This is a genomic window from Sulfitobacter sp. DSM 110093 (assembly GCF_022788715.1).
Classification (GTDB): domain Bacteria; phylum Pseudomonadota; class Alphaproteobacteria; order Rhodobacterales; family Rhodobacteraceae; genus Sulfitobacter.
The window spans coordinates 1302544-1318443 of the sequence record NZ_CP085167.1 but is presented as its reverse complement, the minus strand read 5'-3'; the positions used below and the strand labels follow the sequence as shown (position 1 = coordinate 1318443).

12 protein-coding genes and 4 tRNA genes are annotated in these 15900 nt (G+C 59.0%); 5 read left to right on the top strand and 11 right to left on the bottom strand.

Going from position 1 to position 15900, the window contains the following annotated elements; translation table 11 throughout:
* Nucleotides 1–56: 56 nt before the first annotated feature.
* A complete protein-coding gene (locus DSM110093_RS06380) occupies nucleotides 57–1346 on the bottom strand; it encodes a helix-turn-helix domain-containing protein (protein ID WP_243267199.1) in 1290 nt (429 codons plus the stop codon).
* Nucleotides 1347–1466: 120 nt separating this feature from the next.
* Entirely contained in the window at nucleotides 1467–2690 is a 1224-nt protein-coding gene (gene hemA, locus DSM110093_RS06375; protein WP_243267198.1) for a 5-aminolevulinate synthase, read from the bottom strand.
* 223 nt (nucleotides 2691–2913) lie between these two features.
* On the opposite strand from hemA, the gene DSM110093_RS06370 reads away from it, so the two are divergent.
* Both DSM110093_RS06370 and DSM110093_RS06365 read left to right on the top strand, forming a co-directional pair.
* Nucleotides 2914–3996, top strand: a complete 1083-nt coding sequence (locus DSM110093_RS06370; RefSeq protein ID WP_243267197.1) for a histidine kinase dimerization/phosphoacceptor domain -containing protein — start codon at nucleotides 2914–2916, stop codon at nucleotides 3994–3996.
* Between the two features lie 79 nt (nucleotides 3997–4075).
* Nucleotides 4076–5446, top strand: a complete 1371-nt coding sequence (locus DSM110093_RS06365; RefSeq protein ID WP_243267196.1) for a M20/M25/M40 family metallo-hydrolase — start codon at nucleotides 4076–4078, stop codon at nucleotides 5444–5446.
* Nucleotides 5447–5571: 125 nt separating this feature from the next.
* Here the strand turns inward: DSM110093_RS06365 and DSM110093_RS06360 are convergent.
* From DSM110093_RS06360 to tgt, 9 genes are all read right to left on the bottom strand, one after another.
* Nucleotides 5572–5648 (bottom strand) — tRNA-Asp (locus DSM110093_RS06360).
* A 151-nt stretch (nucleotides 5649–5799) separates the two neighbouring features.
* Nucleotides 5800–5876 (bottom strand) — tRNA-Asp (locus DSM110093_RS06355).
* A gap of 354 nt (nucleotides 5877–6230) precedes the next feature.
* Nucleotides 6231–6306: transfer RNA gene (locus DSM110093_RS06350), tRNA-Val, on the bottom strand.
* A gap of 41 nt (nucleotides 6307–6347) precedes the next feature.
* Nucleotides 6348–6917 carry a histidine phosphatase family protein gene (locus tag DSM110093_RS06345; protein WP_243267195.1) on the bottom strand — a complete coding sequence of 190 codons (570 nt, stop codon included), beginning with the start codon at nucleotides 6915–6917 and terminating at the stop codon, nucleotides 6348–6350.
* Nucleotides 6914–7495 (bottom strand): histidine phosphatase family protein, encoded by a 582-nt coding sequence (locus tag DSM110093_RS06340; protein ID WP_243267194.1) that lies wholly within the window; start codon nucleotides 7493–7495, stop codon nucleotides 6914–6916. Before DSM110093_RS06340 ends, DSM110093_RS06345 begins: the two co-directional genes overlap by 4 nt.
* 115 nt (nucleotides 7496–7610) lie before the next feature.
* Nucleotides 7611–7685 (bottom strand) — tRNA-Val (locus DSM110093_RS06335).
* A 150-nt stretch (nucleotides 7686–7835) separates the two neighbouring features.
* Nucleotides 7836–10247, bottom strand: a complete 2412-nt coding sequence (lon, locus tag DSM110093_RS06330; RefSeq protein WP_243267193.1) for an endopeptidase La — start codon at nucleotides 10245–10247, stop codon at nucleotides 7836–7838.
* A 234-nt stretch (nucleotides 10248–10481) separates the two neighbouring features.
* On the bottom strand, nucleotides 10482–11576 hold the full coding sequence (locus DSM110093_RS06325; protein WP_243267192.1) for an alkene reductase: 1095 nt from the start codon (nucleotides 11574–11576) through the stop codon (nucleotides 10482–10484).
* A 109-nt stretch (nucleotides 11577–11685) separates the two neighbouring features.
* Nucleotides 11686–12813: a tRNA guanosine(34) transglycosylase Tgt gene (gene tgt / locus DSM110093_RS06320; RefSeq protein WP_243267191.1), complete on the bottom strand. Its 1128-nt coding sequence runs from the start codon at nucleotides 12811–12813 to the stop codon at nucleotides 11686–11688.
* 112 nt (nucleotides 12814–12925) lie between these two features.
* On the opposite strand from tgt, the gene DSM110093_RS06315 reads away from it, so the two are divergent.
* From DSM110093_RS06315 to DSM110093_RS06305, 3 genes are all read left to right on the top strand, one after another.
* Nucleotides 12926–13819 carry an SPFH domain-containing protein gene (locus DSM110093_RS06315; RefSeq protein ID WP_243267190.1) on the top strand — a complete coding sequence of 298 codons (894 nt, stop codon included), beginning with the start codon at nucleotides 12926–12928 and terminating at the stop codon, nucleotides 13817–13819.
* A complete protein-coding gene (locus tag DSM110093_RS06310) occupies nucleotides 13819–14094 on the top strand; it encodes a hypothetical protein (protein WP_243262795.1) in 276 nt (91 codons plus the stop codon). The genes DSM110093_RS06315 and DSM110093_RS06310 overlap by 1 nt, the downstream gene beginning before the upstream one ends.
* A 127-nt stretch (nucleotides 14095–14221) precedes the next feature.
* Nucleotides 14222–15847 (top strand): mechanosensitive ion channel domain-containing protein, encoded by a 1626-nt coding sequence (locus tag DSM110093_RS06305; protein WP_243267189.1) that lies wholly within the window; start codon nucleotides 14222–14224, stop codon nucleotides 15845–15847.
* Nucleotides 15848–15900: the final 53 nt, after the last annotated feature.

Sequence of the window (15900 nt, the reverse complement as noted above, 5' to 3'; positions counted from 1 at the left end):
CGCCCCTACCTAGTCAGGCGGGGTCGCATGTGCAATGGGAAGCGGAAGCCGTGGCGTTAGCGCCGCTGACAGGGCATCGCAGCCAAGGCCGAAGGGTCAAGCGACCCCTCCAGATCGGCGAACATCCGGCTAAGCGATTGTTCCGCCGTGGGATCAACCGGCTGATAAAGTTCAGCCAACGCTTGCGCATGGAGCGGCACATTTGAGGTCACAGCGCCGCGCGGACCTACCGGGCCAAAGCACCCATCCGCCATAGCGAAATAAAGCGCGCCGGATTCGCCGGTGCGCAGGGTCGGCGGTTCTTCGGTCACGGGGACGTCCCATGTGTCGCCCTTGTTCATCACGCCCTCGAAAATCACCGTACCATCCGCTGCACGCACCCGCACCCAAGAGGGGTATGCCGCGACCATACGCACCTTGTCACCCAAAGGTTCAACCACCTGCGGTTTGGGCAGGCCGGTGTCAGCATTGGCGAGCATCACAGCTTCATTGATGGCGTCGTTGATTGTGCCATTCTCAGCCACAGCGGTGCCCTGCGCCGGTATATCTGGGCGGTCGGGGGTTGGGAAATTACTAACGGAACGCGGATCGATGGACGCAATCGGCGCATCGCGGGCCACCAGAACCGGCACGTCCAGCGCTTGCGGGCGATAAAGCCGGTCAAGCGCATCGGCGCGGGGGCTTTCAACACTTTGGGGTGCCGCGGAATCATCGTCAGTATCAGGGGCGCGGGCCAATGCGCCGTCCAGCGGATCAAGGTCTGACAAGACGATAGGCGTTTGATCCACAGGCGCGACCTGCACCCGCTGCACTTCTTTCAGCACGGTCCAGCCGCCAAACCCAATGGCCGAAATCAGCGCGATCAGAACCAGCGAGGATCCTACCGCACCCGGCTCAATCCGGCTGAGCAAACCATCGCCCATGGGCACGAAGGGCGTGTTGGGTCGGGCAAAAAGATCGTCTTCTTTCGGGGACTTACGCCGCTCTTCAAAGCTCGGCTTTTTAACGACAGAGGCTTCGGCGGACATGCCATGCGCAACCGCGAAACCGGATTCCTTGCAAAAGGCCGTAAAAGCCCGGTCAGGATCCATGTTGAGGTAGCGTGCATAAGATCGCACATAGCCCGCGATAAAGCCGGGCGTATCAAATGCACCGGGATCGCAATTTTCGATAGCAGCAATATAGGAGGCTTTGATGCGCAATTCGCGCTGTACATCGAGCAGGGATTTGCCAAGCGTCGCGCGTTCGCCGCGCATGACATCCCCCAACCGCAATTCGAATGCATCGAACCCTTTGGGTTCGACTGTTTCGTCCTCAGCGGATTTGGAGGCCCAACGCCCGATCATCAATATGCCCTGTCCCAGTTAGCCTGTAGCTTTGATCCAAACACGCCCCAACGATTCGGATGTAGCCTTTTCTTGACAAAAGGCTACCACAAGACAACGCAAAACACGAATAGCGCTGCGTTATCCAGCAGCTTCGGCACGATTCAGCGCACAATGAGACCAGAGCGTGTCCATTCCACGAACCAGGGCGTCCATCTCTTTGGGCCCGTGCACGGGCGACGGGGTAAAGCGCAGCCGCTCTGTGCCACGCGGCACGGTCGGGAAGTTGATCGGCTGAACATAGATGCCGTGATCTTCGAGTAGCATGTCCGACAGCAGCTTGGTGTGCACGGGGTTGCCCACCATGACGGGCACGATATGGCTGCCGTGATCGATGATCGGCAGGCCCAAACCTTTAAGACGCAATTTCAGTGCTTTAGCTTGCTGCTGATGCTTCTCGCGCAGCTCTGGCGCGCGTTTGAGATAGGCAACCGAAGCCGCTGCGCCAGCCGCCACCGCAGGCGGCAACGAGGTGGTAAAGATAAACCCCGGTGCATATGAGCGGATCGCGTCGCACATCTTGGCAGAGGCCGCGATATAGCCGCCCATCACGCCGTAGGCCTTAGCCAGCGTGCCGTTGATGATGTCGAGCCGGTGCATCAGGCGGTCACGCTCTGCCACCCCTGCCCCGCGTGGGCCGTACATGCCCACCGCGTGCACTTCGTCGATATATGTAAGCGCGCCGAATTCTTCCGCGAGATCGCAAATCTCTTCGATTGGGCCAAAGTCACCGTCCATGGAGTAGATTGATTCGAAAGCAATCAACTTGGGGGCGGCGGGATCATCGGCCTCCATCAACTCGCGCAGATGGGCCACGTCATTGTGGCGGAAAATGCGTTTCGCCCCGCCATTGCGGCGCACCCCTTCGATCATGGAGGCGTGGTTCAGCGCGTCGGAATAGATAATCAGCCCCGGAAACAGCTTGGGCAGCGTGGAAAGCGTGGCGTCATTGGCAATATAGGCCGAGGTGAACAGCAGCGCGGCTTCCTTGCCGTGCAGGTCGGCCAGTTCAGCCTCAAGCTGCTTGTGGTAAACGGTCGTGCCCGAGATGTTGCGCGTGCCGCCAGAGCCTGCGCCAGTTGCGCGCAGGGCCTCTTCCATTGCCTCGATCACCACAGGGTTTTGCCCCATGCCAAGGTAATCATTGCCGCACCAAACGGTGATATCTTGCTGCGATCCGTCAGGCTTGGTCCAGACCGCATGGGGGAACTGGCCGTTGCGACGCTCAATGTCGATGAAGGTCCGGTAGCGTCCTTCGTCATGTAGGCGCGCAATCGCCGCGTCGAGCTTCTCGTTATAGTCCATTGCGCGTCTCCATCTTTTGGCGCGAACAGGAAGGGCCTCCTCCATATTCAGCTTTTAGAATGATTACAGATTTGAGACCAAAGCTTCAATCTCTTATCGGGCACCCCCTACGGGGCGAACTGTCGCAGGTAAGGGCGCGGATCCGAGGGCGATTTGCGATTGTTTGCTTGTATTTTTGGGCGCTTTCATGTCTTCAAGAGCAAACCCAGAAAGGGCCATTGTTTTGCGCGCCAATCCCCACCCCCAGCAAGACCAGCGCCTTCGGACGCTCTATGGTTATAACATTCTCGATACCCCGCGCGAGGCGGAGTTTGACGAGATCGTCGAGCTTGCCGCAGAGATCTGCGATGCCCCTATTTCGGTAATTAACCTGATCGACAAGGACCGCCAGTGGTTCAAAGCGGAGGTTGGCCTTGGCGCGCGCGAAACTCCACTGGATACATCGCTTTGCTCTCACGCCATCCTCGAAGCGCCCTTCGTAGAGATCCCGGACACGTTAGAAGACCCGCGCATGGCGGACAATCCGCTTTGCACGGCGGGCGATGGGAACGGGCTGCGCTTTTACGCGGGTGCTTTGCTAGTGGCCCCCGATGGTCTGCCGTTGGGCACGCTTTGCATCCTTGATAACAAACCCCGCGCGCTAAGCGCACATCAACGCAAGGCCGTCGCCGTGCTGGCCCGTCAGGTGATGAAGCAGCTTGACCTGCGCCTTTCGCTCAGCCGTCAGGCTGTATTGATGAGCGAAGCGGATCACCGCGTCAAAAACTCACTGCAGACACTTTCAGCGATGGTTCGGCTGCACGCGAGGCAGTTGGACGACAAAGCCACGATTGATGTGCTTGATAGCATCCAGCGCCGGGTCAGCGCCATGGCAACTCTACATGGCGAACTTCAATCGAGCGGTGGACGCGATGAAGTGGATGCAGATAAATACCTCGACAAGGTCGCGGGGCTTTTGCAGCAAACCGCGCCGGATCATATCAAAATCAGCTACACAGCTGACCAAGCTCTGCTGCGTGCCAATGTGGCGTCATCCTTGGGCCTAATCATCAGTGAATTTGCCGCCAATTCGATCAAACACGGGTTTCCCGGCGCAACTCCCGGCCATATCACGATTGATCTAGCGCTACGGGATGGCCAGTTTCACCTGACCTGCAAAGACAACGGGCTGGGCACGAAAAGCGAGAGCAAACAGAGGCCTGATAGCATCGGCCAGACCTTAATGGCAGCAGCGGCCTCACAGCTAGATGCGCAGGTAGATCATAAGCTTACCCCCGAAGGCAGCCGCCTCTCGCTTACTTTCTGAGTATCCGCCCTGCGGCCACTGGACACGCCTTACCCGCCTGATACCTTCGCGCAGAAATCAAAGCGCAAGGAAATTAGCCATGTCCCTCGACGACGTTCTCGCCCGGATCGATCATGATCTGCCCGCCGCAACCGACCGCCTGCTAGAATTACTACGCATCCCGTCGATCTCAACCGATCCGGCGTTTAAGGCGGATTGTGACCGGGCGGCGGATTGGCTGGTGGCTGACCTTAAATCCATGGGGGTAGAGGCCGAAAAACGCGCCACGCCGGGGCATCCGATGGTTGTGGGACATGTGGGTGAAGGCAAGCCTCATCTGCTGTTCTACGGCCACTATGACGTGCAGCCGGTCGACCCGCTGAACCTTTGGGACCGTGACCCCTTCGATCCTGCGGTGGAGGACACCGCCAAGGGCCGCGTGATCCGTGGCCGCGGGGCCGCTGATGACAAAGGTCAGTTGATGACCATCATCGAGGCCCTGCGCGCGTGGAAAGAGGTGAAGGGCGATTGGCCCTGCCGCATTACTTTCTTCCTTGAGGGCGAAGAAGAATCCGGCTCGCCCTCGCTCGTCCCGTTCATGGAGGAGAACGCCGAGGAGTTGAAAGCCGATGTGGCGATGATCTGCGACACCGGGCTGTTCGAATCCAAGACGCCCGCCATCGTCACCATGCTGCGCGGGCTTTTGGGCGAAGAACTCACCGTCACTGCCCCGTCGAAAGACCTGCACTCAGGCATGTACGGCGGCATCGCGATGAACCCAATCCGTGCGCTCAGCAAGGTGATCGGATCGCTGCATGATGACGAGGGCCGCATTACCATTCCCGGTTTCTATGACGGCGTGCCGGACCTGCCCGAAGATCTCGAAGCGCAGTGGCAGGGGCTGGCCTTTGACCATGCCGCCTTTCTTGGTGACGTGGGCCTTAGCAAGCCCGCAGGTGAGCAGGACCGCACGCCGCTTGAGATGATCTGGTCGCGCCCCACCTGTGAGGTGAACGGCATCTGGGGTGGCTATACCGGTGACGGCTTCAAGACGGTCTTGCCCTCTGAGGCACACGCCAAGATCAGCTTTCGCCTTGTCGGCACCCAAGACCCGCTCGCCATCCGCGAGAACTTCCGCAAGATGGTGGCCGAGATGCTGCCCGAAGATTGCACGGTGGAATTCTCAGGCCACGGCGCGAGCCAAGCGTCCGGCGTTGAGATCGACAATCCGATGTTTGAACCCGCGCGCAAAGCGCTGAGCGATGAATGGCAGGTTCCAGCAGCTTATATCGGCTGCGGTGGCTCGATCCCGATTGCGGGGCATTTTCAAAAGATCCTCGGCACAGAGCCGATGCTGGTCGGCTTTGGCAAAGACGACGATCAAATCCACTCGCCGAATGAAAAGTACGATATGGAGAGCTTTCACAAAGGCATCCGGTCTTGGGCTCGCATCCTTGATGCGCTGACCTAAACCATATGGCGATCGGGCCTGCCCGGTCGCCAAACCACCTCCAACAGGAAGCGCCAGAACCCCGGCACATAGCACCGCTGCGACCGCATTGGTCACAGTGTATGTCTACTATGAAAAGGAGAAAGTGGCGCGGTTGACGGGGCTCGAACCCGCGACCCCCGGCGTGACAGGCCGGTACTCTAACCAGCTGAGCTACAACCGCGCGATGTGGGCGGAATAGGCCAAGCGGCTGGGGGCGTCAAGCGCAATAGAGTGAGAAAATTCGCCTTCGTGAAAAGAAATTCTGCGACGGTTTTTGAAAGGTTATGAAACGAAAAAAGAGACCTCAAAGAGGTCCCCTTTTCAGGCAGCGGTGGCGCGGTTGACGGGGCTCGAACCCGCGACCCCCGGCGTGACAGGCCGGTACTCTAACCATCTGAGCTACAACCGCCCGCTGCACTCTCCGGGTCACCCCGAAGCGTTTGGCTGTTCTATGGTGAGCCCGCTCTGCCGTCAAGCGCGGTTTCGCGGAAAATGCGAAATTTTCGCGTTGTTGGATATGTCGTTGGATACAGTGAGAGTTTGGAGCGTTGAAGCGGGGCGGTGATCCTGTGAAAGACGGGTTTACGATACCGAACTAAGCAGCGCAGGCTCCCGTGAAAACGCCTCAAAGCCCCCAATGATGCAAGGGCGCGACTCGTGAGAAGCTCGAACTCCCGACCTAAACTGGCCGCGAAGCGGACGGGCGTCTGGCGGGCCTGCCACTTTGGCACCGGACCAATCAAAACGCAGCGAGGGGGAAGAATGGTGGGTCGTGAGAGGCTCGAACTCCCGACATCTTCGGTGTAAACGAAGCGCTCTACCAACTGAGCTAACGACCCGACTTGGACCTCATAGCGCAAGGTGGGGGCGGGCTTCAACCCTATAATGTCAGCCTTTTTTGCTGACCGTGCTCAAGGCAGAAAACCACCCCCTGCCCGCCTTGCATATCGCGCAAGTTGGCAGGGCTTTGGCCCAATAAAATAAGCCGCAACATGCGCGAGGTGATGCCGTGTGTCACCAGCACATGCGGACCAGTCAAACTGTCGAGAAAGGCACGGCAACGCTGGTGCAGGGCAGCAAATCCTTCGCCTTCGGGGGCATATTCGTACAGATCATAGGAATCACGCGCAGCAGGGGTCTGTCGCAACAAAGTCTCACGTTCTTCGCCTGCCCAATTGCCGATTCCGATCTCACCAAGGCGCGCATCCGTTCCGACCTCAATACCCATCCCCGCCAGCGCGATTTGCGCCGTGGTCAGTGCCCGCCCCTGCGGACTGCTCCGAGCAGCAAAACCAGATAAATCGCAGCGCTGCAGAATCGCGTTCTGCGCCACAGCCTGCGCGCGGCCCGTTTCGGTCAGGGGAGAATCGAAATGCCCTTGAAGCCGGTTGGCTAGGTTCCACTCCGTTTCTCCGTGCCGCAAGATATAGAGGGTCGGATAGCGGCTCATGCAGGGGTATCCAAGATGGTCTCGCTGCCATCTTCCAACAGATAAACACAACCCTGCCGGTTGCTGAGCCGCCCGGCATCGGCCAGATCAAGGCCACAAACCTCAGCGCGCAATACCTGCCCCCAAAGGCCGTGGGCGACCAGTACCGTCGGCGCGGTCAAACCGTTCAGCACCTCTTGAATGCGGGCGCGAAAAGCGGCGACCCCTTCCCCACCTGGGGCGGCGCCGTAGATGTCCAAGGGGGCCGGATCGCGGTCGGCTAGGACTGGATGCGCTGCAAAAATCTCATCGCGGGACAGGCCCTGCCACTCCCCGGCATGAATCTCCATCAAACGCGGATCGTCACGGTAGGATGCACCATTCAGCGCGATACGCGCAGTCTGCTGTGCACGGCCCAGCGGTGACACAAGGATATCTGGATTCTGCGCAAGGATTGGGCCCATCAGCCGGGCCTGCTGCTCGGCCTCTGCAATACCTTGTGCGGTCAGCGGGGAATCAAGATGCCCCTGCAAGCGAAAGGCGCGGTTCCACTCGGTCTGACCGTGGCAAAGGAACCAGATTTTCGGGTGTACTGACATATGCGCTCCGCCATTTTCACCCATGGTATAGGGCAGTTGACCCGATAAGGACCAGCCCCGCGCAGGAAACGACGGGGGTCGGTGAAGGTGTGAACGATCAGGTCAGAAAAAGGAATGGTGGGTGATAAGAGATTTGAACTCCTGACATCTTCGATGTGAACGAAGCGCTCTACCACTGAGCTAATCACCCTTGCGGGGCGAAGTAGCTAATTGCGGCGGTGCATGCAAGAGGGGTTTGCGCAAAAAACAACCCTAGTGAAAGGGTTTGGCACCCCCTGCCCCAACGAGAAACGCGCGCCCCTGAAGGCGCGCGTTTTTATCTTTCAGCAAGGGCAAGAGCTCAATGCGTGGTGGTCACATCCATGCCACCGGCGCGGGCTTTTATCGCGGCGGCTTCGGCGGCTTCTTGGGCCGCTTCGTCCCACTCAATCGCCTTCGGCTTGCTCACCAGCGCATGTTCCAACACTTCCGATACGTGGTTCACCGGGATGATGGTCAGCCCTTCTTTGACATTGTCCGGGATGTCCGGCAGGTCTTTCTCGTTCTCCTGCGGGATCAGCACCGTGGTGATACCGCCGCGCAGGGCCGCGAGGAGCTTTTCCTTCAGGCCGCCGATTGGCATCGCGTTACCACGCAGTGAAACCTCACCTGTCATGGCAATGTCACGCCGCACGGGGATCTGCGTCAGAACCGACACGATCGAGGTCACCATCGCCAAACCGGCCGAGGGGCCGTCCTTGGGTGTCGCACCGTCGGGCACGTGCACGTGGATATCCAACGTGTCGAACTTCGGCGGCTTGATCCCAATCTGCGGAGAGATCGAACGGACATAGGAGCTGGCCGCATCGATGCTTTCCTTCATCACATCGCCCAGCTTACCGGTGGTTTTCATCCGGCCCTTGCCCGGCAGGCGCAGCGCTTCGATTTGCAGCAGCTCGCCACCCACGGAGGTATAGGCCAGCCCGGTCACGACACCGATCTGATCTTTTTCTTCGGCCAGACCGTAGCGGTGTTTCCGCACGCCAAGGAAGTCTTCGAGGTTGTCGCCGGTCACGGTGACGTTCTCAGCTTCCTTTTTCACAATCTTGGTCAGCGACTTCCGCGCCACCTTGGCAATCTCACGCTCAAGGTTCCGCACGCCGGCCTCACGGGTGTAGTAACGGATCATGCCGGTCAGAGCGGAGTCTTCGATCTTGAACTCCTTCTCTTTCAGGGCGTGGTTCTTTACCTGTTTGGCCACCAAATGCTGCTTGGCGATCTCGCGCTTTTCGTCCTCGGTGTAGCCCGAGAGCGGGATGATCTCCATCCGGTCCAGAAGCGGCCCGGGCATGTTGTAGCTGTTCGACGTGGTCAGGAACATCACGTTCGACAGATCGTATTCCACCTCCAAGTAGTGGTCGACGAAGGTGCCGTTCTGTTCCGGATCAAGCACTTCGAGCATCGCCGAGGCCGGATCGCCACGGAAATCCTGCCCCATCTTGTCGATCTCGTCGAGCAGGATGAGCGGGTTCGTGGTTTTCGCCTTTTTCAGCGCCTGAATGATCTTGCCGGGCATGGAGCCGATGTAGGTCCGGCGGTGTCCCCGGATCTCGGATTCGTCACGCACACCACCCAGCGAGATGCGAATGAACTCGCGTCCCGTGGCTTTGGCGACCGACTTGCCCAACGACGTCTTACCGACGCCCGGAGGGCCGACGAGGCACATGATCGGGCCTTTCATCTTGGTCGAGCGCTGCTGCACTGCCAAATATTCGACGATCCGCTCCTTGACCTTCTCAAGGCCATAGTGGTCGTCATCCAGCACCTTCTGCGCCTTGCCCAAATCTTTCTTAACGCGGGATTTCACGCCCCATGGGATCGACAGCATCCAGTCAAGATAGTTGCGCACAACGGTGGCTTCGGCAGACATCGGGCTCATGTTCTTGAGCTTTTTGATCTCCGCATCGGCCTTTTCGCGGGCTTCCTTGCTCAGCTTGGTCTCAGCGACACGGGCTTCGAGTTCGGCCACTTCGTTCTTGCCGTCTTCGCCGTCACCCAGTTCCTGCTGAATAGCCTTCATTTGCTCATTCAGATAGTACTCGCGCTGTGTGCGCTCCATCTGGGATTTGACGCGGGTCTTGATCTTCTTCTCGACCTGCAGCACGGACATTTCGCCCTGCATCAGACCATAAACCTTCTCAAGCCGCTCAGAGATGCTCAGCGTCTCCAGCAGGTCCTGCTTTTGCTCAACCTCGATGCCGAGGTGCCCGGCCACGAGATCGGCCAGACGTGCAGGTTCGGCGCTTTCGCCAACGGCGGCGAGCGCTTCTTCGGGGACGTTCTTCTTGACCTTGGCGTAGCGCTCGAACTCATCCGCCACAGTGCGCAGCAGCGCCTGTGTGGTGGCCGCATCGCCCGGCATCTCTGTCAGATACTCGGCGCGGGCCTCAAAGAAATTGTCGTTCTCAAGGTATTCAGTGATGCGCACGCGCGCCTGACCTTCGACCAACACCTTGACGGTGCCATCGGGCAGTTTCAGCAGTTGCAGCACGTTGGCCAGCACACCGGCCTTATAGATACCAGCGGTGTCGGGATCATCCTCGGCGGGGTCGATCTGGCTCGACAGCAGGATTTGTTTGTCGTCTGCCATCACCTCTTCAAGGGCGCGGACGGATTTTTCGCGGCCAACGAAAAGCGGCACGATCATGTGGGGAAACACGACGATGTCGCGCAGCGGAAGCACCGGGTAAGATGCGTTCAGTGGCTCTAACATGCTCAATTCCTTATCTTAGCAAGACATCCGGGCCCCTGTTATAGGCGGCCTCTGACATCCCCTTTTCTGGACAGGACATGTGTGCATCCCGCCCGCCTGTTTCAATCCCTTGCGGGGTTTTAAGCCGCCATCATCGCGGTTTGGCGAGGTGGAGGCAAGCGCGGGATTGGCTGATTTTAAGCCATTCCCGCGCATCTTTGCCAAAGGGTGCCCGCGCGGGCACCCCTTGTGGGCTCAGGCTTTCACCTGTTCCAGCGCCGGGTAATCGGTAAAGCCCTCGCGCCCACCACCGTAGTAAGTATCGGTGTCGCCTTCGTTAAGCGGACCATTCATCTGCCAGCGGCGCGGCAGATCGGGGTTGGCGATAAAGGGGCGACCCACGGCGATCAGATCAGCTTTGTCATTGGCCACCGCATCAAGCGCCATTTCGCGGTCATATCCGTTGTTGGCCATATACGGCCCATCAAACAGTGCGCGTAGTTTGGCGATGCTTTGGCCTTCGTCCAGCTCACGCGAGCCACCTGTCGCACCTTCGACGAGGTGCAGATAGGACAGGTTGTAGCGGTTTAGCCATTTGACGACATACTCAAACGTCTCTTGCGGGTTGGCGTCTTCGATCCCATTGGCGGGGGAGAATGGCGAAAGCCGCAGCCCCACACGTTCGCCGCCCCAGACCTTTGTCACGGCATCCAGCACGTCGAACAGCAACCGCGCGCGGTTCTCCACACTACCACCATAAGCATCATCGCGTTTGTTGCTTCCGGTTTTCAGGAATTGATCCAACAGGTAGCCATTGGCCCCATGCACCTCGACCCCGTCGAAACCGGCTTTCTTTGCCATTTCAGCGGCATGGGCATAGTCCGCGACCAGACGCGGCATCTCATCCAAATCCAGCGCGCGCGGCTCTGAGGTGTCTTCAAAGCCGTTGGCGGTGAAGGTTTTCACATCCGCAGCAATCGCCGAGGGTGCGACAGGTTTGTCGCCGTCGGGCTGTAGCGATGTATGGCTGATCCGGCCCACATGCCACAGTTGGATCACGATGCGCCCGCCTTCGGAATGCACGGCGTCGGTCACTTTGCGCCATGCGGCGACTTGGCCTTCGGTATGGATGCCGGGGGTTTGGAAGTACCCTTTGCCCTCGGGGCTGATCTGGGTGGCTTCGGTGATAATAATACCCGCACCGGCGCGTTGGCGGTAATAATCCACATGCATGTCCGAAACTTCACCAGTCTCGTTATCTGCACGGTTGCGGGTCAACGGGGCCATCACCAGACGGTTGTCGGCCACAATCTCACCGGCGGTGAAGGGGGTAAATAGCTTCTCGGTCATACTCGGGCCTTTCCTTGCATTAGGCTGTGCAAAGGCACCTAAGACCCTGCCGCAATGCAGCAAGGACCGTCAGCACAATTTCGCGTGAGAATACGCCGCCGCCCTGCCCCTAGAGCGGGTCGATATCGCCCTGCGCGCGCCCTGCGTGGAAGTCGGCCTGCCACTGGGTAAACCGCCCCGCCGCGATGGCCTCGCGCATGCCCGCCATGATGTCTTGGTAATATTGCAGGTTGTGCCATGTCAGCAGCATCGACGAGATGATCTCTTGGCTGCGGAAGACATGGTGCAGATAGGCCCGCGAATAGTTCTGGCAGGCCGGGCAACTGCAATTCTCATCCAAGGGGCGCGGATCGTCCATGTGGCGTGCGTTCTTGATGTTGAGCACGCCCATCCGGGTAAACACCTGCCCCGTCCGGCCCGACCGGCTGGGCAACACGCAGTCCATCATATCAATGCCCCGCGCTACGGCACCGACAATGTCATCCGGCTTGCCCACGCCCATCAGGTAGCGCGGCTTGTCCTCTGGCAGCATGTCGGTCGAAAAATCGAGGGTGGAGAACATCGCCTCCTGCCCCTCCCCCACGGCCAGCCCGCCGACGGCATAGCCGTCAAAGCCGATCTCGCGCAGCGCCTCGGCGCTTTCTTTGCGGAAGTCTTCTTCAAGTCCGCCCTGCTGAATACCGAAAAGCATATGCCCCGGACGGTCCCCAAACGCCTCGCGGCTGCGCTTGGCCCACCGCATCGACATGCGCATGCTGCTGGCGATACGGTCGCGATCAGCAGGCAGTGCGGGGCATTCGTCGAAACACATGACGATGTCGGAGCCCAAAAGCTCTTGGATCTCCATCGAGCGTTCAGGCGTGATTTCGTGCTTGGAGCCGTCGATATGGCTTTTGAAGGTTACACCGCGTTCGGTCAGCTTGCGCAACCCGGCAAGGCTCATCACCTGAAAACCGCCGCTATCGGTCAGGATCGGCTTGTCCCAATTCATGAACTTATGCAGCCCACCAAGCTTTGCGATCCGCTCTGCCGTGGGGCGCAGCATCAGGTGATAGGTGTTGCCCAACAGGATATCCGCACCCGTCGAGGCCACGCTTTCGGGCATCATCGCCTTGACCGTCGCCGCGGTGCCCACGGGCATGAACGCCGGCGTGCGAATGTCGCCCCGCGCGGTCTGGATCACGCCGCTGCGTGCCTTGCCGTCCTGCGCGTGTTTGGTGAATCCGGTGCTGGTCATACTCTGGCCCTCTCTGGCTGCGACTGGGGCGATAAACCAGTGGCGTGAAACATGCAATAAATGTAAAATACAGGGAATTGCACAAAGTTATAGCTGTCAAAGGACCATTATCTTGAACATCGAAGACATGCTGATCAGCCTGCTTGAGAACAACCTTGCTTGGCTTTTGCTGGCGCTGCTGGTCGTTATCCTGATCCTCAAATCAGTAAAGATCGTACCACAATCCGAGCAGCATGTGATTGAACGCTTTGGCCGTTTGCGCGCGGTCTTGGGTCCGGGGATCAATATGATCGTGCCGTTTATCGATCATGTGGCGCATAAAATCTCGATCCTTGAGCGTCAGTTGCCCACTGCCAGCCAAGATGCGATCACCCGCGACAACGTGCTTGTGCAGGTCGACACATCCGTCTTTTACCGCATCACCGAGCCGGAAAAGACCGTTTACCGCATCCGCAACGTGGACAGCGCCATTTCCACCACCGTCGCCGGGATTGTTCGGGCCGAGATCGGCAAGATGGATCTGGACGAGGTGCAGGCCAACCGCAGCCAGCTTATTACCACGATAAAGGCCAGTGTCGAAGATGCGGTCGACAGTTGGGGCATCGAAGTCACCCGTGCCGAGATCCTTGATGTGAACCTTGATGCCGCAACCCGCGCCGCAATGATGCAGCAGCTTAACGCCGAACGCGCCCGCCGTGCGCAGGTGACCGAGGCCGAGGGCAGCAAGCGCGCCGTTGAACTTGCCGCCGAGGCCGAGCTTTATGCCTCGGAGCAGACCGCCAAGGCGCGGCGCATTCTGGCCGATGCCGAGGCCTATGCCACACAGGTCGTGGCCACCGCGATCAATGAAAACGGGCTGGAGGCGGCGCAGTATCAGATCGCCCTGAAACAAGTGGATGCCCTTAACGCCATGGGCAAAGGGTCGGGCACTCAAACCATTGTGGTTCCTGCGCAGGCACTGGAAGCCTTTGGCGATGCGTTCAAATTGCTTAAGGGCAAAGGCTGATGGCCGCTTGGTTAACACTTTGGTGGGTCTGGGTCTGCGCCGCATTGGCGCTTGGCGTGGTTGAGTTGCTGCTTCCCGGCTCGATCTTCTTAGGCTTTGCCCTTGGCGCCTTGGCGATGGCATTGGTCGTGGCATTTTGGGCACCCGGCAATGTCGCGCTGCTGCTGGCGGTTTTCGCTGTTCTATCACTGGTCGCATGGATGGCGCTGCGCGTATTGTTCAAACGTCAATCTAGCGGGGCGCGGATCGTGACCCGCGACATCAACGAGAACTGAACCCATTCAAAACGGCGGCGCAGCCTTGATTTGCGCAAACCCCCGCTACATTGCCCTATTCATGCAGCGGCTTGCCATACTCCTACGCGCTTTTGCGTCTGTGGTTCCTCGTCTTACGGGGGCACTTGTGCTGGCGCTGGCTCTGCTTTCCGGCGCTGCCACGGGTCAGGCACAGGAGGGATGGTTTCAAACGAACGAACTGAACCCCGGCCTACCGCCCGCGCCCGGAATATTGGATCGCGGCACCCCCATGGCCGCGCTTGAGAGTTTTATCTACCTAACCGACAACGGCCACTACTCCAGTGCGGCTCATATTTTGGACCTATCGGACCTGCCTCAATCCGAGCAAGCGGTAATTGGTGCAGAGCGCGCCTTTCAACTGTCGGTCTTGATGGAACGAAAGGTCGTCGTGCCATGGCGCAGGCTGGCGGATCGGCCCGACGGGTGGCTCTCTGGCTCTGCCGAGGATAATGACACGGGGCGGGTGCGACGGTCGCTGCTAATTGACCGCTTGGAGCTTGGTGGCCACGACGTGCCCCTGCGGCTGAACCGGATCAAACCGGGCGAAGATGCTGAACCTGTCTGGGTCTTCTCGCGGCAAAGCGTTGATAACATTCCCCACCTTCACGGCCAGTACGGGCCGACGGACATTGAAACGATGTTGCCCGATTGGCTTCGGATACGGGCATTTTGGGGCATGTATCTGTGGGAAGTGCTGTTTCTGCCGCTGCTGTTGGTGGTGGCCTTGACCGCAGGTTGGTTCGCCTTTGGCCTCATGCGTCGTCTGTGCGAAGTGGCCAAGCGCCGCTGGATGCGTTTTGTATTGCGTTCCTTCCGCTGGCCTGCCGCCATTGTGCTCTGCGCCGCGATTATTGGCACGGCCACCAGCCGAGTCTTAGTCGTATCTGGTTTTATCGACGCCGTGCTGAGCCCGATCTTGCTGATTGCCTATGTGACTGCTGCCACCCTCGCCATCGTCTTTACCTTTGACGAAATTTTCGACCGGATCAGCCCCAATAACGCCTATGAACTGGCCGATCCGATGAACGCGCATATGCGCTCTATCGCCACCACGATCGCTGCCGCCCGCAAAGGGGTGATCGTGATCGCCGTGCTGGTGGCCTCTGGCGTAATCCTTGTCTCGAGCAACGCAGACAACACCATTGGCCTGTCACTGCTGGCCTCTGCTGGTGCGGTGACCATCGTTCTGGGTTTCGCCGCGCGTGAGGTTCTGGGCAATATCCTCGCCTCTATCCAGATCGCGCTGAACCGCTCGGCCCGGATCGGCGATCAGCTGATCTTTGAGGGGCATTTCTGCACAGTAGAACAAATCCATTTCACCTATGTACAACTGCTGAACTGGAACGGCACGCGTCTGATTGTGCCGGTTAGCTATTTCGTCTCTGACGCCTTTGAAAACTGGTCAATTGAAAATCACGCCATGGTCCGCCCCATCATCCTGACCCTTTCGCAGAATGCTGATGTAGCCGCCCTGCGCCGTGTGTTCTTTGACATTCTGGCCCGCGAAGACCCCAATGACGTCAAACCGATGGACAAGGCCAAGGTCCATGTGCTTGAGCAAGACGCATTCGGCATCAAGGTGCGCTTTGAACTGCCCACCGACAACGCGGCGACATTCTGGGATATCGAATGCCGGGTGCGCGAAGAGCTCCTCGCCGCTGCGGCGCGGATGGAGAAAGAAGACGACGTCCGCATGTTGCCCCCCGCGCCTGCAGATATGGGCAAACCGTAACACAGCACCGCTTGAAGCGATCCCTGCCGCAGGTTAGGCAGGCAGACCAATGA